This is a genomic window from Thermomonas paludicola, from assembly GCF_024498955.1.
Lineage (GTDB): Bacteria > Pseudomonadota > Gammaproteobacteria > Xanthomonadales > Xanthomonadaceae > Thermomonas > Thermomonas paludicola.
In genome coordinates this window covers 2268424-2287381 of record NZ_CP093311.1, presented here as the reverse complement: position 1 = coordinate 2287381, position 18958 = coordinate 2268424, and the positions used below count along the sequence as shown (strand labels likewise).

18 protein-coding genes are annotated in these 18958 nt (G+C 67.0%); 16 read left to right on the top strand and 2 right to left on the bottom strand.

What is annotated here, in order from left to right; genetic code table 11:
* Nucleotides 1–20 precede the first annotated feature (20 nt).
* From LIW09_RS10745 to LIW09_RS10695, 11 genes are all read left to right on the top strand, one after another.
* On the top strand, nucleotides 21–236 hold the full coding sequence (locus LIW09_RS10745) for a YgaP family membrane protein (protein WP_256645615.1): 216 nt from the start codon (nucleotides 21–23) through the stop codon (nucleotides 234–236).
* Between the two features lie 11 nt (nucleotides 237–247).
* Nucleotides 248–1348 (top strand): efflux RND transporter periplasmic adaptor subunit, encoded by a 1101-nt coding sequence (locus tag LIW09_RS10740; RefSeq protein WP_256645614.1) that lies wholly within the window; start codon nucleotides 248–250, stop codon nucleotides 1346–1348.
* Between the two features lie 10 nt (nucleotides 1349–1358).
* Entirely contained in the window at nucleotides 1359–4682 is a 3324-nt protein-coding gene (locus LIW09_RS10735; RefSeq protein WP_256645613.1) for an efflux RND transporter permease subunit, read from the top strand.
* Nucleotides 4683–4703: 21 nt separating this feature from the next.
* Nucleotides 4704–5180, top strand: a complete 477-nt coding sequence (locus LIW09_RS10730) for an OsmC family protein (protein ID WP_256645612.1) — start codon at nucleotides 4704–4706, stop codon at nucleotides 5178–5180.
* Complete coding sequence (trxC, locus tag LIW09_RS10725; RefSeq protein ID WP_256645611.1) at nucleotides 5177–5614, top strand: thioredoxin TrxC; 438 nt, start codon at nucleotides 5177–5179, stop codon at nucleotides 5612–5614. The genes LIW09_RS10730 and trxC overlap by 4 nt, the downstream gene beginning before the upstream one ends.
* A 15-nt stretch (nucleotides 5615–5629) precedes the next feature.
* Entirely contained in the window at nucleotides 5630–5989 is a 360-nt protein-coding gene (locus tag LIW09_RS10720; RefSeq protein ID WP_256645610.1) for a carboxymuconolactone decarboxylase family protein, read from the top strand.
* Nucleotides 5986–6513 carry a protein tyrosine phosphatase family protein gene (locus tag LIW09_RS10715; protein ID WP_256645609.1) on the top strand — a complete coding sequence of 176 codons (528 nt, stop codon included), beginning with the start codon at nucleotides 5986–5988 and terminating at the stop codon, nucleotides 6511–6513. The genes LIW09_RS10720 and LIW09_RS10715 overlap by 4 nt, the downstream gene beginning before the upstream one ends.
* Nucleotides 6514–6517: 4 nt before the next feature.
* Nucleotides 6518–7651: an NAD(P)/FAD-dependent oxidoreductase gene (locus tag LIW09_RS10710; protein ID WP_256645608.1), complete on the top strand. Its 1134-nt coding sequence runs from the start codon at nucleotides 6518–6520 to the stop codon at nucleotides 7649–7651.
* A gap of 28 nt (nucleotides 7652–7679) precedes the next feature.
* Nucleotides 7680–8624 carry a nucleoside hydrolase gene (locus LIW09_RS10705; protein WP_256645607.1) on the top strand — a complete coding sequence of 315 codons (945 nt, stop codon included), beginning with the start codon at nucleotides 7680–7682 and terminating at the stop codon, nucleotides 8622–8624.
* A 79-nt stretch (nucleotides 8625–8703) separates the two neighbouring features.
* Nucleotides 8704–8946: a type B 50S ribosomal protein L31 gene (locus LIW09_RS10700; RefSeq protein WP_256645606.1), complete on the top strand. Its 243-nt coding sequence runs from the start codon at nucleotides 8704–8706 to the stop codon at nucleotides 8944–8946.
* Between the two features lie 186 nt (nucleotides 8947–9132).
* Entirely contained in the window at nucleotides 9133–10422 is a 1290-nt protein-coding gene (locus LIW09_RS10695; protein ID WP_256645605.1) for a citrate synthase, read from the top strand.
* Nucleotides 10423–10479: 57 nt separating this feature from the next.
* On the opposite strand, the gene LIW09_RS10690 is transcribed toward LIW09_RS10695, so the two are convergent.
* Nucleotides 10480–11145 carry a hypothetical protein gene (locus LIW09_RS10690; RefSeq protein ID WP_256645604.1) on the bottom strand — a complete coding sequence of 222 codons (666 nt, stop codon included), beginning with the start codon at nucleotides 11143–11145 and terminating at the stop codon, nucleotides 10480–10482.
* A 77-nt stretch (nucleotides 11146–11222) separates the two neighbouring features.
* Complete coding sequence (locus LIW09_RS10685) at nucleotides 11223–13733, bottom strand: penicillin-binding protein 1A (protein ID WP_256645603.1); 2511 nt, start codon at nucleotides 13731–13733, stop codon at nucleotides 11223–11225.
* Between the two features lie 240 nt (nucleotides 13734–13973).
* Between LIW09_RS10685 and LIW09_RS10680 the strand changes: the two genes are divergently transcribed.
* From LIW09_RS10680 to LIW09_RS10660, 5 genes are read left to right on the top strand one after another with little or no spacing between them, the layout of a single operon-like run.
* The gene (locus LIW09_RS10680) at nucleotides 13974–15032 is read left to right on the top strand and encodes a pilus assembly protein PilM (RefSeq protein WP_256645602.1); all 1059 of its coding nucleotides are present in this window, start codon (nucleotides 13974–13976) and stop codon (nucleotides 15030–15032) included.
* Complete coding sequence (locus tag LIW09_RS10675; protein WP_256645601.1) at nucleotides 15032–15655, top strand: PilN domain-containing protein; 624 nt, start codon at nucleotides 15032–15034, stop codon at nucleotides 15653–15655. The genes LIW09_RS10680 and LIW09_RS10675 overlap by 1 nt, the downstream gene beginning before the upstream one ends.
* The gene (locus LIW09_RS10670; protein ID WP_256645600.1) at nucleotides 15652–16332 is read left to right on the top strand and encodes a type IV pilus inner membrane component PilO; all 681 of its coding nucleotides are present in this window, start codon (nucleotides 15652–15654) and stop codon (nucleotides 16330–16332) included. The genes LIW09_RS10675 and LIW09_RS10670 overlap by 4 nt, the downstream gene beginning before the upstream one ends.
* Before the next feature lie 2 nt (nucleotides 16333–16334).
* A complete protein-coding gene (locus tag LIW09_RS10665; RefSeq protein WP_256645599.1) occupies nucleotides 16335–16856 on the top strand; it encodes a pilus assembly protein PilP in 522 nt (173 codons plus the stop codon).
* A gap of 15 nt (nucleotides 16857–16871) precedes the next feature.
* The gene (locus LIW09_RS10660; RefSeq protein WP_256645598.1) at nucleotides 16872–18836 is read left to right on the top strand and encodes a type IV pilus secretin PilQ; all 1965 of its coding nucleotides are present in this window, start codon (nucleotides 16872–16874) and stop codon (nucleotides 18834–18836) included.
* Nucleotides 18837–18958: the final 122 nt, after the last annotated feature.

Sequence of the window (18958 nt, the reverse complement as noted above, 5' to 3'; positions counted from 1 at the left end):
ATTCATCAAGGAGAAACAACATGACTCTCGACCGTGCCGTTCAGGCGTTTGCCGGCGTGATGGTGGTGGTCAGCGTGCTGCTGACCCAGTTCGTCCATCCCAACTTCTTCTGGCTCACCGCCTTCATCGGCGTGAATCTGTTCCAATCCGCGTTCACCGGTTTTTGCCCGGCGGGCATGCTGATGAAGAAACTCGGCATTGGCCGGGGCGACGGCGCTTCCTGCAACCGCTGCTGACGAGGGAACCCATGCACAACACGCGACTCCTGCTGCTGCCCGTGCTGCTGATGCTTGCGGCCTGCGGCACCGACAAACCCATCGCCACGCCGGCCTTGCCGGCCGACCTGGCCACCTTCACGGTTGCGGCGGGTACGGCGCTGCCGGGCCGCGGCTGGGATGGCGTGGTACAGGCCGTGCGCCGCGCGGACCTGGCGGCGCAGACGGCGGGCCGGGTCAGTGCGGTGCCGGTGGACGTCAACGATCGGGTGAAGGCGGGCGACGTGCTGCTGCGCATCACCGCAGTAGAGCAGGACGCCGGCGCCAACGCCGCGCGCGCGCAGCTGCGCGCGGCCGAAGCTTCGGCCATCGAGGCCGAACAGAACTATCGCCGCTTTGCCGCGCTGGCTGGCGCGCAGTATGTGTCGAAGGCGCAGATCGACCAGGCTCGCGCCGCGCGCGATTCCGCCCAGGCCGCGCGCAATGCGGCGGCGGCCAGTCTGGCGCAGGCCGCGCAGCTGGCTGCGTACACGGTGGTGCGCGCGCCTTTCGATGGCGTGGTGGCGCGGCGCGACGTGGAGCCGGGCGAGACCGTCGCCCCCGGCATGCCGTTGGTCAGCCTGTATGCGCCGGGCGCGCTGCGCATCGAAGTCGCCGTGCCGCAGAGCCGCGCCGAGGCGATTCGCCGCGATGCGCGGGCGCAGGTGCTGCTGGCCGACGGGCGCAAGATCACGCCCGCCGAGGTGATGGTGTTTCCCGCTGCCGACGCGAGCAGCCACAGCGTCAACGTGCGGGTCAGCCTGCCGATGCTGGAGCCGGCGCCCGCGCCGGGCACCACCGCCAAGGTGGTGTTTTCCGCCGACGCCGCCAGCGATGCCGATGCGGGTGGCGCGGTGGCGGCCAGCGTGCGCATTCCGGCTGCCAGCATCGCCCAGCGCGGCGAGCTGTCCGGTGCCTACGTGGTGCAGGACGGGCGCCTGCTGCTGCGCCAGCTCCGGCTCGGCGCGCGCAGCGGCGATACGGTCGAGGTGATCTCGGGCCTGCGGGCCGGCGACGTGGTGGCGCGCGATCCGGTCGCCGCCGTCCAGGCGCTGGCCGCGCAGCGCAAGGCGGCGGAGGCCGGTCGTGAATAAGGACGCGCGCATGGGAATCTCCGGCCGGTTGGCCGCGGCGTTCCAGAGCAACCCGCTGACGCCGATCCTGGCGGTGATGGGCCTGCTGCTGGGCCTGCTGGCGGTGATGATCACGCCGCGCGAGGAGGAGCCGCAGATCGACGTCACGATGGCCAACGTCATCGTGCCGTTCGACGGCGCCAGCAGCCGCGACGTCGAGCAGTGGGTCTCCACCCCGCTGGAGCAGAAGCTGTCCGAGGTCGAGGGCGTCAAGCACGTCTATTCGATCAGCCGGCCGGGCATGGCCGTGCTGACGGTGGAATTCGAAGTGGGCGTGCAGCGCCAACCGGCGCTGGTGCGCCTGTACAACCAGGTGTTCTCGAACGCCGATTTCCTGCCTGCCCGCGCCGGCGTCGGCCAGCCCATCGTCAAGCCGAAGGGCATCGATGACGTCCCGGTGATGGCGCTGACCCTGTGGAGCGACGATCCGGCGATGGACGCCAGCCGGCTGGCCGAGGTGGCGCATACGCTGGAGGCCGAGCTCAAGCGCATCCCGGGCACCCGCGACATCTACACCATCGGTGCGCCCGACCGCAGCGTGCTGGTCACGCTGGATGCGGCCAAGCTGGCGGCCTACGGCATGGGTGCCAACGACCTCGCGCAGGCGCTGCAGGCGGCGAATCTGGTGCACCAGGCGGGCGAGCGCGTGGACGCGGCGCAGGGCGCGGTGCCGGTCACGGCGGGTGCGTACCTTGCGACTGCCGACGACGTGGCCAGCCTGGTCATCGGCAGCCGCGACGGCAAGCCGCTGCTGCTGTCGGACGTGGCCACCATCGCGCCGCGCGGCGACATCGCCACCCGCTACGTCTGGCACGGCGCGCCGCCCGGACGCACTGGCCCCAAGGCAGGCACTGCGCCCGCGGTGACGATCGCCATCGCCAAAAAGCCGGGCAGCAATGCCAGTGACATCACCACGGCCATCGCCGCGCGCGTGCAGCAGCTCAAGGGCGAGCTGATTCCCGCCGGCATGCACGCCAGCATCACCCGCGACTACGGCGCCACCGCCAGCGACAAGGCGCAGAAGCTGATCCAGAAGCTGGTGTTCGCCACCGCCAGCGTGGTGCTGCTGGTGCTGTTCGCACTGGGCTGGCGCGAGGCCATCGTGGTCGGCAGTGCGGTGATCCTGACCTTGGCGGTGACGCTGTTCGCGTCCAAGGTGATGGGCTTCACCCTCAATCGCGTGTCCCTGTTCGCGCTGATCTTCTCGATCGGCATCCTGGTGGATGACGCCATCGTGGTGGTGGAGAACATCCACCGGCACATGGCCCGCGACGGCAAGTCGCTGCGCGAGGCGATCCCGCCTGCGGTGGACGAAGTGGGCGGCCCCACCATCCTGGCCACCTTCACGGTGATCGCAGCGCTGATGCCGATGGCGTTCGTGTCGGGCCTGATGGGCCCGTACATGCGGCCCATCCCGATCAACGCCTCGGTCGGCATGCTGCTGTCGCTGGCCATCGCGCTGACCGTCACGCCGTGGCTGTCGCTGAAGCTGCTGTCCCGCCACGGGCATGCGGCGGAAGCTCTTGATCGTCATTCCCGCGAAGGCGGGAATCCAGCTCTTGCTTCGGCTGAGAAAGATCAGAACCTGGATGGGCCAGACGCTCATCTGTCAGAAGCGGCCGGCCTTCGGGGAAATGACGGGACGGGGCAGGCCAGCTGGCTGCATCGCCTGTTCGAGCGCGTGATGTCGCCGTTCCTGCGCGGCACCGGCGCCGGCCGCAAGCGCACCCTGCTGTTCGCGTCGATGGCGGGGCTGGTGCTGCTGGCGGCGTCGCTGGCGGTATTCAAGCTGGTCGTGCTGAAGATGCTGCCGCTGGACAACAAGTCCGAAGTGCAGGTGGTGGTGGACATGCCGGAAGGCAGCACGCTGGAGCAGACCAACGCGCTGCTGGCCGAACTGGCCGCCAAGCTCGATACCGTGCCGGAGGTGCTGGATTACCAGGCCTACGCCGGCACCGCGGCGCCGATCAACTTCAACGGGCTGGTGCGGCAGTACTTCCTGCGCAGCGGCAGCAACGTGGGCGACCTGCAGGTGAACCTGGTCGACAAGCACCACCGCAGCCGCCAAAGCCACGAGATCGCGCTGGCGATCCGGCCGATGCTGGCGCAGCTGGGCGCGAAATATGGCGCCTCGGTGAAGGTGGTGGAAGTGCCGCCCGGTCCGCCGGTGCTCTCGCCGCTGGTGGCCGAGGTGTACGGGCCCGACTACGCCGGCCAGCGCAAGGTCGCGCTGGCGCTGGCGAAGGAGCGCTTCGCCGCCACCGAGGGCATCGTCGACGTCGACACCAGCGTGGAGGCGGCCGCGCCGCGCGAGCAGATCGTGGTGGACCGCGAGCGCGCCGCGCGCCTCGGCGTGCCGCAGTCGGCCATCGCCGACGCCATCGCCATGGGCGTGTCCGGACTGGACGCGACCTACGTGCACGACGGCGCGTCCAAGTATCCGCGCCCGGTGCGCCTGCGCCTGCCGGCGCAGGACCAGGCGTCGCTGACCTCCCTGCTGGCGCTCAAGGTGCGCGGCGCGCAGGGCCAGCTGGTGCCGCTGTCCGAGCTGGTGCGCGTGGAGAAGGCGACGTGGGACGGCGCCATCCAGCACAAGGACGGCCTGCCCGTGGTCTACGTGACCGCGGACGAAGCCGGCGAACTCGACAGCCCGCTGTACGGCATGTTCGGCATCGTCGGCCAGCTGGACGACCACAAGGTGGCCGGGCAGACGCTGGCGCAGACCTTCATCACCCAGCCGGCCGATACCAGCGGCTATGCGGTGAAGTGGGACGGCGAATGGCAGATCACCTACGAGACCTTCCGCGACATGGGGATTGCCTACGCCGCCGGCATGGTGCTGATCTACCTGCTGGTGGTGGCGCAGTTCCGCAGCTATCTGGTGCCGCTGGTGATCATGGCGCCGATCCCGCTGACCGTGATCGGGGTGATGCCCGGCCACGCCCTGCTGGGCAAGCAGTTCACCGCGACCAGCATGATCGGCATGATCGCGCTGGCCGGCATCATCGTCCGCAATTCCATTCTGCTGGTGGACTTCATCAACCAGGAAACCGAACGCGGCGTGCCGCTGGTGGACGCGGTGATCGACGCCTGCGCGGTGCGCGCCAAACCCATCGTGCTGACCGGCGTGGCGGCGATGCTGGGCGCGTTCTTCATCCTCGACGATCCGATCTTCAACGGCCTGGCGATCTCGCTGATCTTCGGCATCCTGGTCAGCACCGTCCTCACGCTGGTGGTGATCCCGTTGTTGTATTACGTGCTGAAAAGCAGGACGGCGGGTGCCGACCCTGCCTGAGCAGATGAATGGAGGAACACGATGAGCGAAGACGACGGCATCCGGCTGCTGCTGGAACAGGACGGGCCCTATGCGTTCCGGATCAGTTTCGAAGGAACGGATCTGGACGCACTGCACACCGATGAGAGCGCGCCGCTGGGCGCGGGCGCGGGCCCGAATCCGTCGCACCTGCTGCTGGCGGGCGTGTCCAACTGCCTGTCGGCCAGCCTGCTGTTCGCGCTGCGCAAGTTCAAGAACGCGCCCGGCCCGATCCGCACCGAAATCGTGGCGCACAAGGCGCGCAACGAAAACGGGCGGTGGCGCATCCCGCGCGCCGAGGTGGCGATCCACCTGTCCGACGCCGCTGCGGGGCTGGAGCACTTCGACCGCGTGCTGGGTCAGTTCGAGGAGTTCTGCATCGTCACCCAGAGCGTGCGCGAAGGGATGCAGGTGGAGGTGCGCATCATCGATGCCGCCGGCGCCGAATACGTGCCCGGGGGCGCGGAGGCGGGCGCATGAGCGCGGCATCCACCATCGTTGCCTGTCCGGCCTGCAACGGCCTGAACCGCGTGCCCAACGCGCGGCTGGCGGAGGCGCCGAAGTGCGGCAAGTGCGGCGCGCTGCTGTTCGATGCGCATCCATTGGCATTGGATGATGCCGGCTTCCACGCCCACGCCGAGCGCGCAGACTTGCCGCTGCTGGTGGATTTCTGGGCGCCATGGTGCGGCCCGTGCCGGATGATGGCGCCGCAGTTCGAGGCAGCGGCCAGGCAGCTGGAGCCGGCGCTGCGGCTGGCCAAGGTGGATACCGAGGCGCAGCCCGCGCTGGGCAGCCGCTTTGGCATCCGCAGCATTCCCACCCTGGTGTTGTTTCGCCAGGGCCATGAGCTTGCGCGGCAATCCGGTGCCATCGGCACTGCCGACATCGTGCGTTGGACGCGCCAATTTCTTTGATCGAAGGAGTGTTTCGTGAGCCAGTCTTTTCCCGACCTGATCGATGATCTCAACGCCGCCATTGGCAAGTTCCGGGAGGGCGCGCCCGAGCCGATGCGCGGGTTTTCCATGCTTGCGCGCGAAGCGCTGAAGCCCGGCGCGCTGGACGTGAAGACCAAGGAATTGATCGCCATGGGCATTGCGGTCGCCGTGCGCTGCGATGGCTGCATCGGCTTCCATGCCAAGGCGGCGATCGGTGCCGGCGCCAGCCGGCAGGAAATCCTGGAGACCTTGTCGATGGCGATCTACATGGGCGCCGGTCCATCGATGATCTATGCCTCCGAAGCGTTGCGCGCGTTTGATGAACTGTCGCCGCAGCAGGGTGCGCCGGCATGAGGCGCCGCGGCGTCCCGTCGCTGTTGGCGGCCATGGCCATCGCGCTGGCCGCCGGCTGCGCGCATGCGCCGGCCAGCGTTGCGGCCGCGCCCGAGGTCAAACTGATGCAGCCGTTGCCGGGCCTGTTCACCGCCGGCCAGCCCGGCCCGCAGGACTGGAAGGCGATCAAGGCGCGCGGCGTGCGCACCGTCATCAACCTGCGCACGCCGCAGGAACTGCAGGGGCGTGACGAAGCCGCCGAGGTGCGCGCTGCCGGGATGCGTTACATCGAGCTTCCGGTCAACGGTGCCGACGGGCTCACCCGCGCCAACGCGCAGCTGCTGCACGAAGCCCTGCGGCCGGGGCACCAGCAGGTGCTGTTGCACTGCGCCAGCGCCAATCGCGCCGGCGGCCTGCTGGCGCTGGAGCAGGCGGATTTCGACGGCGTGCCGGCGGATGCCGCGCTTGCGCTGGGACGCAAGGCGGGCATGACCAGCACCGAGGCGCGGGTGCAGCAGGAATTGGCCCCGGGCCATCAGGAGTGATCCCATGAGCAGCAGGAAGATCACCGTGGTCGGCTCCGGCTTTGCCGGGCTCACCGCGCTGCGCACCTTGCGGAAAATCTCGCGTGAGGCGGAGTTGACGCTGGTGGCGCCTGCCGCAGAGTTGCACTACCTGCCCGGCACCATCTGGTTGCCGTCGGGCAAGCACCGGCGCGAGGATCTGGTGGTGCCGTTGCGGGAGTTCCTGCAGCGCCAGCGCATCAGCTTCCATGCGGCGCGGGCCACCGGGCTGTCCGCCGATGCCCGCACCCTGCAAACCGATGCGGGCGAGGTGCGCAACGACGGCCTGATCATCGCCAGTGGCGCGCGCTTCCTCCGCAAGCTTCCCGGCCTCGAGCACGCCATCATTCCCTGCGACGGCGTGGCGGCGGGCGAGGCGATCCGCGACCGCTTGGCCGCGATGGACGGCGGCACCTTGTGTTTCGGCTTCGGCTCAAACCCGAACGAGCCCATCGCGATGCGTGGCGGGCCAGTGTTCGAATTCGTGTTCGGCATCGACACCTTGCTGCGCAAGCAGCGCCGGCGCGAGAAGTTCCGGCTGGTGTTCTTCAGCCCGTCGCAGAAGCCGGGCCAGCGCCTGGGCGAGCGTGCGGTGGGCATGATCCTGGCGCAGATGCACAAGCGCGGCATCGAGACCGTGCTGGGTGAAAAGCCGCAGCGCTTCGAAGCCGACGCGGTGCATCTTGAGCACACTCGCATCGAAAGCGACCTCATCCTGTTCATGCCAGGCCTGACCGGGCAGGCATGGCTGGACAACACCGTGCTGCCACGCTCGCCGGGCGGATTCGTGCAGGGCGATGCGCATTGCCGCGTGCCGGCGGTGGCCTGCACGTACGTGGCGGGCGACGGCGGCAGTTTCCCCGGGCCCGACTGGATGCCGAAACAGGCGCACCAGGCCGACCTGCATGCGGACGTCGCCGCGCGCAATCTGCTGCGCGAACTGGACGGCGAGCCCGCGCGGGACACCTTCCGCAGCGAACTGGTGTGCATCATCGATTCGCTCGACCGCGGCATGCTGGTGACCCGGCATGAAGGCGGTGGCCGCGTGCTGCCGCCATTGCGCGCGCTGCACTGGGCCAAGGCCCTGTTCGAGAAGCGCTATCTGCGCCGCTATCGCTGAATCCGTGCGCGGCGGGCAATAATGCGGAATGAACAATGACCGCATTCCGCTGTTGATCGATACCGACCCCGGCGTGGACGACGCGCTGGCCCTGCTGATGGCCTTCAACGACACTCGCCACGAGGTCGTGGGCCTGACCATCGCCGCCGGCAACGTGGGGCTTGAGCACACCGTCGCCAACGCGCTGAAGCTGTGCGAGGTCTGCGGCGTGGACACGCCCGTGTTCGCCGGGGCGGATGCGCCGCTGGTGTTCCCCGCGCGCGACGCCGCCTACGTGCATGGCCGCGACGGTTTCGGCGATACCGGGTACGCCAGGTCCACGCACGCCGCACGGGCCGAGCACGCCGCACTGGCCATCCTGCGCCTGTCGCACGAGCACGCAGGCCGTCTGCTGCTGGTCGCGCTTGGCCCGCTGACCAACCTTGCGCTGGCGCTCAAGCTCGACCCGACCTTGCCGCAGCGGATCGCGCGTTGCGTGGTGATGGGCGCTGCCGTCAGCGCGCACGGCAACATCACCCCGGCAGCCGAGTTCAACATCGCCTTCGACCCGGAGGCGGCGCATATCGTGTTCACCGCGTTTCCGAAAATCGAATTGGCCGACTGGGAGGCGGTACTGGCGCATGGCTTCCTGCACGCGGACGCCGAGCGTTGGCTGGCGGCCGATGCGCCGCGCGCACGCTTCTATGCCGGGATTTCCGCGCATACCCGGTCGTGGGCGAAGGCCGGGCGCGGCGAGCGTTGGCACGCCGCCGACGCGCTGGCGATGGCGCTGGCGCTGCAGCCGGAGGGCGCGCTGGAGATGACGGAACGCCCGCTGGCCGTGGAAACCGCTGGCCTGCACGCGCGCGGGGCCACCATCGTGGACTGGAACCGGCAGACGGGTGCGCCAGACAACGTGGCGATCCTGATGCGCTACGACCAGCGGCGATTCGAGGCGATGATCGAGGCCGCGCTGCTGGCCCGGCCGGCATGAGGCGGGGCGACTTGCGTTCGCCCGGGGGCGGCCGCTACAATACGCGGCTCTATCCGTTCCACTTCCCAGAGTTTGCATCATGAAAGCCGGCATCCATCCCGAATACCGCGACGTCGTCTTCCAGGACGTGACCTCGGACTTCAAGATCCTGACCCGTTCGACCATCTCCAGCAAGGAGACGGTCAAGTGGGAAGATGGCAACGAATATCCGCTGGTCAAGGTGGAAGTGTCGTCGTCTTCGCACCCGTTCTACACGGGCCAGCACAAGATCATCGATACCAGCGGTCGCGTGGACAGGTTCCTGAAGCGCTACCAGAAGTAAGCGTCGCGCCACGTGATACGCGAACGGCTGCCGCAAGGCGGCCGTTTCGTTTTTGTTGATCCGGATCAGGCGTCTGCGACTTTCGTCCGGGTTTGGCGGCGAACGGCCTATGCGATAATCCGGGTTTCCCATGCGCCGGCGCATGGCCGCCAGGCCGGCACCGCGCAGCCCCCACTGGAGCCCTTCGTGTCCAATCTCGACCAGATCATTTTGACCGCAGGCGACAAATCGGTCGCCATGCCTGTGCTGCAGCCCACTCTTGGCCAGCCTTGCGTGGACATCGCCAAATTGCCGAAAGAAACCGGTTGCTTCACCTACGACCCCGGCTTCGGCGCGACCGCCAGCTGCAAGTCGGCCATCACCTACATCGACGGCGACGCGGGCGTGCTGCTGTATCGCGGCTACCCGATCGAGCAGTTGGCCGAAAAGTCCACGTTCCCGGAAGTGGCCTACCTGCTGATGCATGGCGAGCTGCCGGACAAGGCCCAGTTGACCGACTTCGAACATGAAGTCACCCACCACACGATGATGCACGAGGCGTTCCGCACGTTCCTGTACGGCTTCCGCCACGACGCCCATCCGATGGCGATGTTGACCGGCATGCTCGGCTCGCTGGCCAGCTTCTACCACAACGACCTGGATCTGGAAGATCCCGAGCAGCGCCGCCTCGCCGCGATCCGCCTGATCGCCAAGGTGCCGACGATTGCCGCCGCCTGCCATCGCTATTCGATCGGCTGGCCGATGCGCTATCCGCGCAACAACCTGGATTTCACCACGCGCTTCCTGCACATGATGATGGAAGTGCCCAGCGAGCCGCTGGCGCTCAATCCGGTGGCCGCCAAGGCGATGGACCTGCTGTTCATCCTGCACGCCGACCACGAGCAGAACGCCTCCACCTCGACCGTGCGCCTGGTCGGTTCCACCGGTGCCAATCCCTACGTCAGCGTCGCCGCCGGCGTGGCTGCGCTGTGGGGCCCGGCGCACGGCGGCGCCAACGAGGCGGTGCTGAAGATGCTGGCCGAGATCGGCAAGCCGGAGAACGTGAAGTCGGCGGTGGACAAGGCCAAGGACAAGGAATCGGGTTTCCGCCTGATGGGCTTTGGCCATCGCGTGTACAAGAACTACGACCCGCGCGCGGCGCTGGTGCGCAAGATGACCCATGAAGTGCTGGGCGCGCTCAATGTCAACGACCCGCTGCTGGAAGTGGCCGTGCGGCTGGAAGAGGCGGCGCTGAAGGATGACTACTTCATCCAGCGCAAGCTCTATCCGAACGTCGATTTCTACAGCGGCATCATCTACAAGGCGCTGGGCATCCCGGTGGAGATGTTCACCGTGATGTTCGCCATCGCCCGCACCGCCGGCTGGGTCAGCCACTGGCTGGAGCAGCAGGACGACCCGGAAAACCGGATTGGCCGTCCGCGCCAGCTGTACACGGGCGCCGGCAAGCGCGATTACGTGGACATGGGCAAGCGCTGAGCCCTGCCCGGTCTTGCCCACGAACGCCCCGCACGTGCGGGGCGTTTTCATTTGGCATCAGCCGCCGGCGTGATCGCGGGCGATCTCGTCTTCTGCCAGCAGTGCGCGCAGCTGGGCCAGCGACGCGCGCGGCATCGGCCTCGCATCGACGCCGGAAAGCGGCGCCTGGCGCACGCCATCGGCGGGCAGCACGGAGACGTCGAAGGACAGGCCCTCGGCGGCGAACCGCCACGCCGGCGCTTCGTAGTCGCGCTTGTGGTCCAGCCGCAGGCGATGGCTGCGCGATTGCGCCGGGATGCCGTGTTCGTCCAGCCAGCGCGGGACCGCGTCGGGGTCATCGCTGTGCAGGTGCAGGGTGATCGGCGAGTGCGCATCGGCGGTGCCGTCCAGCACGCAACCGACCAGGCGCGGCTCGAACGGCTGGAAGAACGCCAGTGCGCGCAAGGCGGCATCGCGGCGACGGCGCAGTTCGGCCTGCTGGCTTGCGCCCACGAACAGGCGCTGGTACTCGCGCAGGGCGTCCTCGATTTCGCGGTTGCGCGGCAGCGACGCATCGTCGCGAATCCCCAGCCGCTGCGCCGCCTTGCGCTTTGCCTGCTGGAAATCGCGGATGCCGCCTTCGGCCATCAGCCGGGCCGCTTCCGCGGCAAGGCGCTGGCGGCGCTCGCGGGTGCGGGTCTGGGCGTGCAGATGCGCATGGACGTGCTGGCCGGTGCCCGACATCGCGTTCCTCCCCTGCGGCTTGCCTCGAATGTACCCGAGCCGGCGCGACTCTGCCTGCCGGCTCGGCCGCGCATGCTTCAGAAGATGTCGAACGATTGCTCGGTCGGCTGTTCCTCGGGCTCAGGGTCGGTCAGCGCTTCTTCCTCCATGCGCTGCAGGTCCTCTGCCTTCACCCATTCCACGATCCCGCCGTCGCCGCCCGGCAGCAGCCGTCCGTTGGCGCCAACGCTGACCTTGACCATGCCGGCGGGCGGATCCGGCAGGCGCTCCGGCTGGCCTTTCAGTGCAACCTGCATGTAGCTGATCCAGATCGGCAGGGCGGCTTTGCCGCCATATTCGCGATAGCCCAGCGACTGGAAGTCGTCACGGCCCACCCAGACCGTGGTCACGTAGGGGCCGCCAAAGCCCGAGAACCAGGCATCGCGATGGTCGTTGGTGGAGCCGGTCTTGCCGGCCACGTCCTCGCGATTGAGCACGCGGGCGGCGGTGGCGGTGCCGCGGCGAACCACGTCGCGCATCATCGAGGCCAGCTGCCATGCCACGCGCGGGTCGATTGCGCGCGGCGCGACGGTGGTGGCGGGATGTGCCGAGCCGTCAGGCGCCGGGGGCTGCGGGGGCTTTGCCGTCGGCGCGGGCTTGCTGGCCGCGCTTGCCGGGGCTGCCGGGGCCGGCCCGAGGTCGAACCCATCCACGGTGCCCGCTTGCGCCTGCCCGGCCACCGTCTGCCCGGGTGCGCTGGTTCCCGCGCAGGACGGGCAGGCAACCGCAGGGGTTTCCTTGAATACGTCCTTGCCGTCGCGGTCGCGCACGCTGTCGATCACCCACGGCGTGGTCAGGAAGCCGCCGTTGGCAAACACGGTATAGCCGCGCGCCACCGACAGCGGCGTGAGCGAAGCAGTGCCCAGCGACATCGACAGGTTGGGCGGCAGGCTGGCCTCGTCAAAGCCGAAATGGCTGATGTAGCGGCGCGCGTAGTCCACGCCGATGGCGTCCAGCAGGCGCACCGACACCAGATTTCGCGACTGCACCAGCGCCTCGCGCACGCGCATCGGGCCGGCGAAGTTGCCGGAGTCGTTCTGTGGCCGCCATTCGTGGCCGCGGCGGTCCTTGAACACCACCGGCGCGTCCAGCACGATCGATGCCGGATTGAAGCCGCGCTCGAAGGCGGCGGCGTACAGGAACGGCTTGAAACTGGAGCCGGGCTGGCGGCGCGCCTGGGTGGCGCGGTTGAACTTGTTGCCGGCAAAGCTGTAGCCGCCGACCAGTGCGCGCAGTGCGCCGTTGTCTGCATCCAGCGACACCAGGGCCACCTGCGCGCGCGGAATCTGGTCCAGCTCCCATTGCGCCGGCGCATCGGGCTTGTCGGTGGGCAGGCGGCGAATCCGCACCACGTCGCCGCGCTGGGCCAGCGCGGACGCGGGTTTGCCGGTCCAGGCCAGGGCGCTGCCGGCCAACTCCATTTCGCTGCCGTTGGCGAGCACCACGTGCAGCCGGCCGCCGTCGTTGGCGGTCACCACCGCCGGCAGCAACCCGCCCTGCGGGGGCGTGGCATGCAGCAGGTGGCCGATGGCCTTGGCATCGGCCGCTGCCGGGATCTGCACGGTCTGATCGGGCTTGCGCCAGCCATGGCGACGGTCGTACACGCGCAGGCCGTCCACCACGGCGCGATCGGCGGCGGCCTGCAGGGCCGGGTCGATGGTGGTGGTGACGTGATAGCCCTTGTTCAGCACGTCGCCGCCGAAGCGCTCGACCATCTGCTGGCGCACCATTTCGGCCACGTAGGGCGCATAGACCTCGACCTGGCGCTCATGCGGGGCTGCGTGCATGGGCACCTGGCGTGCGGCGTCGGCGTCGGCGCGCGACACGAAGCCCAGTGCGGCCATGCGCGGAAGGATGTAATTGTCGCGCCGGATGCGGGCGCGCTCCGGGTTGCTGATCGGGTTGCCGCTGGACGGAAATTTGGGGATGCCGGCTAGCGTGGCGGCTTCGTCCAGGCTCAGTTGGTCGAGCGACTTGCCGTAGTAGTACTCGGCGGCGGCGGCGACGCCATAGGCGCGGTTGCCAAAGAAACTCTTGTTCAGGTACAGCTCGAAAATCACGTCCTTGCCCAGCTCGCGCTCCATTTTCATCGCCAGCAACATTTCCGCGAACTTGCGGCGAAAGCTGTATTCGGAGCTGAGGAAGAACTGCTTGGCGACCTGCTGCGTGATGGTGGAGCCGCCGGCAACGCGCTCCTGCCCGCCGGTCTTGGCCAGCAGCCACACGGCGCGCGCCACGCCGGTGAAATCGACCCCGTGGTGCTGGTAGAAATTGGCGTCCTCGGCGGCCAGGAAGGCCTGCTTGACGCGCGCTGGCACCTTGTCGATCCGCACCGGATAGCGCCGCATTTCGCCGAACAGGCCAATCAGCCGGCCATCGCGGGCGTACACGTACATCGGTTCCTGCAGCTCGATGTTGCGCAGGCTCTGCACGTCCGGCAGGCGCGCGCTGACGACGTACACCATGGCTCCCAACGCCAGTGCGCCGATCAGGCAAAATGCAGCGGACACCAGCAAAAACCAGCGCAGAAAGCGGGGGAGTCGGGGCATTGGAGCAAATTCCGATTGCAGCATTCGTGGTCGCGGAGTATAGATGAGCGGCCGGTATCGAACGGCCCACGGGGGTGGCCGGTTCCCATTCACGCATGCGTTGATGGGGGCCGGGCAGGGCAAAAAACGGGGTTCTTGGCAGGGTGGCTGGCGGACATCGCTTGCCTTGCGGTAAAAAGTCCGTTATTCATGTACTACAGCACCTGGTGCGCGTAAGCGCCCGTGGGAAGGGGAGAAGCCGTGGGTCTGGGGACAAAGACACAACCGCCGTTGATCGGCGTGGATATCAGTTCGACCGCAGTCAAGCTGTTGCAGCTTGCGCGGACGGGCGACCGTTACCGCGTTGAGCACTACGCGGTAGAGCCGCTGCCGCCGAACGCCGTGGTCGAGAAGAACCTGGTCGAGGTCGAGGCCGTGGGTGAGGCAATTCGCCGCGCCGTGGCCCGCTCCGGTGCCCGGGTCAAGAATGCCGCTGCCGCGGTGTCCGGCTCGTCGGTCATCACCAAGATGATCACCATGCCGGCCGCGCTGGATGAGGACGAACTGGAGTCGCAGATCGAACTCGAGGCGGTCAATTACATCCCGTACCCGGTCGAGGAAGTGAACCTCGATTTCGAGGTGCTGGGGCCGGTGCCCGGCAATAGCGAGATGGTTCAGGTGCTGTTGGCGGCTTCGCGTTCCGAGAACGTCGAAGTGCGCGCCTCGGCGCTTGAACTGGGCGGGTTGACCGCCAAGGTCATCGACGTGGAGGCGTTCTGCATCGAAAACGCCTTCGCACTGATGGCGCCGACGCTCAACGTCCCGCGCGACGGGCTGGTTGCCTTGGTGGACGTGGGCGCCACCATGACGACGCTCAATGTCCTGCGCGGTGGTCGCAGCATCTACACCCGCGAAAACGTGTTCGGCGGAAAGCAGCTCACCGACGAGGTGATGCGTCGCTACAGCCTGAGCTACGAGGAAGCCGGCTTGGCCAAGCGCCAGGGCGGCCTGCCTGAAAGTTATGAAATCGAAGTGCTGGATCCGTTCAAGGAAGCGATGGTCCAGCAGATCAGCCGCTTGCTGCAGTTCTTCTATGCCGGCAGCGAATTCAACCGCGTCGATCAAGTGGTGCTGGCGGGTGGCTGTGCTTCCATCCCCGGTATCGCCGCAATGGTCGAAGAGCAACTGGGCATCCCGAGCGTGATGGCCAACCCGCTGGCACAGATGACGCTTGGCCCGCGCGTGCAAGCGCACGCCCTGGCGCAGGACGCGCCCGCGCTCATGATTGCCTGCGGGCTCGCATTGAGGAGCTTCGACTGATGGCACGGATCAATCTCCTCCCGTGGCGTGAGGAACGCCGCAAGGCGCGGCAGAAGGAATTCATCGGGATGCTGGGCCTGTCGGTGGTCGCCGGCGTGCTGCTGTCGATCCTGATTTTCAGCTTCTACAGCGGCCGCATCGCCAGCCAGACGTCCCGCAATGAATACTTGCGCGGCGAGATCACCAAGGTCGATGGCCAGATCAAGGAGATCGAGGCGCTCGACCAGAAGAAGTCCAAGCTGCTGGCGCGCAAGGAAGTCATCGAGCAGTTGCAGGCCAACCGCTCGCAGATGGTGCATCTGTTCGATTCGCTGGTACGCACCATCCCGGATGGGGTGGCGCTGACCGCGATCAAGCAGGAGGGTGACATCCTGACGCTGAGCGGTCGTTCGCAGTCCAATGCACGGGTTTCGACCTATATGCGCAACCTGGAAAGCTCGGGCTGGATGAGCAATCCCGATCTCAACGTGATCGAGGCCAAGGAAGGCAATCCGGGTCTGCCCTACGAGTTCAACCTGAAGGTCAAACTGGCCAATCCGAGCGCGCCGAAGGACGCGGACGGTGCCACGGAGGCGCCTTCCGCCACGCCGGCTGCCCCGGCTGCAGGAGGGTCCGCCTCGTGAGTACCAAAAAGAAGATCAACCTGCGCGAGCTGGACATCAACAACATCGGCAACTGGCCGCGTGAAGCACAGCTTGGCTTCTGCGCATTGGTCGCCCTGCTGATCGTGGTGCTGGCCTGGTGGGTGATGGTGCGCGGCAAGCAGGACGAGCTGAAGTCGCTCGAAGCGCAGGAAACCGACCTCCGCACCGAATTCGAAACCAAGCAGGGGCGCGCCGCCAACCTGGAGCCGCTCAAGCAGCAGCTGGCGCAGATGGAGCAGCAGTTGCAGCAGATGCTGCGGCAGCTACCCAGCAAGACCGAAATGCCGGACTTGATCGTCGATATTTCGCAAACTGCGCTGGCAACCGGCATCCAGAATGACCTGTTCCAGCCCGGCCCGGAGGCAAAGCAGGAGTTCTACGCCGAAAAGCCGATCATGCTGCGGATGGTCGGGACCTATCACCAGTTCGGTGCCTTTGTCAGCGGCGTGGCCTCATTGCCGCGCGTGGTCATCATGACCATGCACGACATTTCGCTGCAGCCTAAAAATGCAAAGACGAATCCGAATGCACGGATCGGCGCCAATACCGCGCTGGAGCTGGCCGGTACGGTCAAGACCTACCGCTACCTGGATGAGGATGAGTCGGCGCAATCCGAGACCACGACGGCCGATGCCGGCAAGAAGGAGGGCAAGTGACCATGTGCATTTCATCGTTCACTCGCCTGTCCGGCCTGCTCATCCTGGTGATCCTGTGTGCTGCGCTGTCCGCCTGTGGCGGCAGCCGTGGCGACCTGGAAAAGTGGGTCGCCGAGGTCAAGGCCAAGCCGGCGCCGGCGCTGCAGCCGCTGCCGGTCATGCAGCAGTTTGAAACGTTCGAATACACCGCCCAGAGCCTGCGCGACCCGTTCGACCAGACCTTCAGTGGCGAAGGTGCCGGTGGGCCGCGCCCGGATCCGGGCCGGCGCAAGCAGACGCTGGAGATGTTCCCGCTCGACGGCCTCAAGATGGTCGGCTCGCTCGGGAGCGGCAAGGGCCTGGTGGCGCTGGTGATGGCACCGGACAAGGTGACCTACCGCGTGCATGCGGGTGACTACATGGGGCAAAGCGACGGTCGCGTGACCGACGTGCACGAAGACCGGATCGAACTGGTCGAACTGGTTCCGGATGGCGCAGGCGGCTGGCTGGAACGCCCCGCCAAAATGGCGCTCGAAGACAATTGATTGGGGAATAGACCGATGACCTTCACTAACGCCAAGCAACCGCAGTCCGTCCGGCGTCCCCTGCACATCGGGGCGCTTGCAGCAGGACTTGCGGCAGGCCTGTACGCCGCCGGCGCAAGCGCCTTGCCTGTCTCCGCCATTGCCGTCGGGATGGGGCAATCCGCCACCGGCGCCATGGCCGATCCGGCCAAGCGCACGCCGGATGCGGTGACCGTGTCCGCAATCGACTTCAAGCGCGGCGACGGCGGCTCCGGCAAGCTGATCCTGCGTTTCTCGGGCAGCGGCGCCGCACCGGACCTGCACAAGATGGGTTCCAACGTCGTTGTCGATATCGGCAACGCGCAATTGCCGGCTGCCCTGCAGCGGCCGATGAACGTCACCGATTTCGCCACGCCGGTGCAGCGCATCGATGCGCGTGCCACCAGCAGCGGCGCGCAGCTTGTGCTGGGGACGCAGGGCGCGTTCGAGTCGATGGCCTACCAGAGCGGCAACGAGTACATCATCGAAATCGTCCCGCGTGCGACCCCGGTCGTGGCCGCCGCGCAGGGCAAGGCGCCTGCGATGGGCGCCGTGTCCTCGGCGTCCGCCGGCAGTGCCGCCAGCGCGCGCTACAGCGGCAAGGCAGTCACCTTCAACTTCCAGGACGTGCCGGTTCGCACCGTCCTGCAGCTGATTGCGGAAGAGTCCAACCTCAATATCGTGGCGGCCGACACCGTGCAGGGCAACGTCACCCTGCGTCTGGTCAACGTGCCGTGGGATCAGGCGCTGGATCTGGTGCTGCAGGCCAAGTCGCTGGACAAGCGCCGCAGCGGCAACGTGGTCTGGGTGGCCCCGCAAAAGGAAATCGCGCAGTTCGAGCAGGATAAGGAAGATGCCCGCATCAGCCTGGAGGAGCGCGCGGAAAAAGTGACCGAGTACATCCCGGTCAACTACGCCAACGCCGAAGACATCGCCAAACTGTTGACCGAAGAGAGCAAGGGTAACCAGCAAGGCGGCAACCAGCAGAGCAGCCAGAACTCGCAGGATCGCGGCTTCCTGTCCGGTCGCGGCAGCATCAGCTTCGACAAGCGCACCAACACCCTGCTGGTCATCGACATCCCGCAGCGCGTTTCGAACATCAAGAGCCTGGTGCAACAGCTCGACAAGCCGGTGGATCAGGTGGTGATCGAGGCCCGCATCGTGATTGCCAATGAGAGCGTGGCCCGCGAGCTGGGCGCCAAGTTCGGTATTTCCGGCGTGGCGCGCGATGGCAAGGTGTATTACGGCGACCACATCGGCAACAACATATCGACGCAGAACTCGCTGCTCAATGCGATCGACCAGAACAGCACCACCCCGCCGCCAGCTGTCCCGGTGCGTCCCACGCTGACCCGTGGCTTGAACTGGAGCATGCCGGCTGCCCTGCAGAATCCGGGTGGCTCGCTGGCGCTGTCCATCCTCAATGCCGGCTATGCGCTTGATGTGGAGTTGTCTGCGATCCAGGAGCAAGGCCGCGGCGAAGTGATTTCCAACCCGCGCATCGTCACCAGCAACCAGAAGGAAGCGGTGATCCGGCAGGGCAAGGAAATCGGCTATCTCACCGTCTCCGGCGGCCAGGGTGGCAACGTGCCGACCGTGCAGTTCAAGGAAGCGCTGCTGGAGCTGAAGGTCACCCCCACCATCACCAACGACGGTCGCGTGTTCCTGAACATGGGCGTCAAGAAGGACGAGCTGGATGGCTTCATCAGCTTGGGCAGTTTCGGACAAGTGCCGCAAATCGCACGCCGCGAGGTCAATACCGCCGTGTTGGTGGAAGATGGCCAGACCGTAGTGATTGGCGGCGTGTACGAGTTCAGCGACCGCACCGATATCTCCAAGGTGCCGTTCCTCGGCGACATCCCGATCCTCGGCAACCTGTTCCGCAACAAGAGCCGCAGCAAGAGCAAGGCCGAGCTGCTGGTGTTCGTGACCCCCAAGGTGATGCGCGTTTCGCAGCGCTGATCTGGGGCGGCAGGCAAGAGTCAAAAACGGGAGCCGCAGGGCTCCCGTTTTTTGTTGCAACATGCAAACTTTCCATGTGGCGCAACACGGCGTGCGAACCTTTGCCGGCGTGCGTGGTCAAA

Coding starts and splice junctions, on each gene's coding strand:
- LIW09_RS10730 (WP_256645612.1), top strand. CDS start 4,704: ATGAGCGAAGACGACGGCATCCGGCTGCTGCTGGAACAGGACGGGCCC.
- LIW09_RS10745 (WP_256645615.1), top strand. CDS start 21: ATGACTCTCGACCGTGCCGTTCAGGCGTTTGCCGGCGTGATGGTGGTG.
- LIW09_RS10685 (WP_256645603.1), bottom strand. CDS start 13,733: ATGCCCCGACTCCCCCGCTTTCTGCGCTGGTTTTTGCTGGTGTCCGCT.
- LIW09_RS10700 (WP_256645606.1), top strand. CDS start 8,704: ATGAAAGCCGGCATCCATCCCGAATACCGCGACGTCGTCTTCCAGGAC.
- LIW09_RS10665 (WP_256645599.1), top strand. CDS start 16,335: ATGTGCATTTCATCGTTCACTCGCCTGTCCGGCCTGCTCATCCTGGTG.
- LIW09_RS10735 (WP_256645613.1), top strand. CDS start 1,359: ATGGGAATCTCCGGCCGGTTGGCCGCGGCGTTCCAGAGCAACCCGCTG.
- LIW09_RS10675 (WP_256645601.1), top strand. CDS start 15,032: ATGGCACGGATCAATCTCCTCCCGTGGCGTGAGGAACGCCGCAAGGCG.
- LIW09_RS10660 (WP_256645598.1), top strand. CDS start 16,872: ATGACCTTCACTAACGCCAAGCAACCGCAGTCCGTCCGGCGTCCCCTG.
- LIW09_RS10740 (WP_256645614.1), top strand. CDS start 248: ATGCACAACACGCGACTCCTGCTGCTGCCCGTGCTGCTGATGCTTGCG.
- trxC (WP_256645611.1), top strand. CDS start 5,177: ATGAGCGCGGCATCCACCATCGTTGCCTGTCCGGCCTGCAACGGCCTG.
- LIW09_RS10705 (WP_256645607.1), top strand. CDS start 7,680: ATGAACAATGACCGCATTCCGCTGTTGATCGATACCGACCCCGGCGTG.
- LIW09_RS10715 (WP_256645609.1), top strand. CDS start 5,986: ATGAGGCGCCGCGGCGTCCCGTCGCTGTTGGCGGCCATGGCCATCGCG.
- LIW09_RS10690 (WP_256645604.1), bottom strand. CDS start 11,145: ATGTCGGGCACCGGCCAGCACGTCCATGCGCATCTGCACGCCCAGACC.
- LIW09_RS10710 (WP_256645608.1), top strand. CDS start 6,518: ATGAGCAGCAGGAAGATCACCGTGGTCGGCTCCGGCTTTGCCGGGCTC.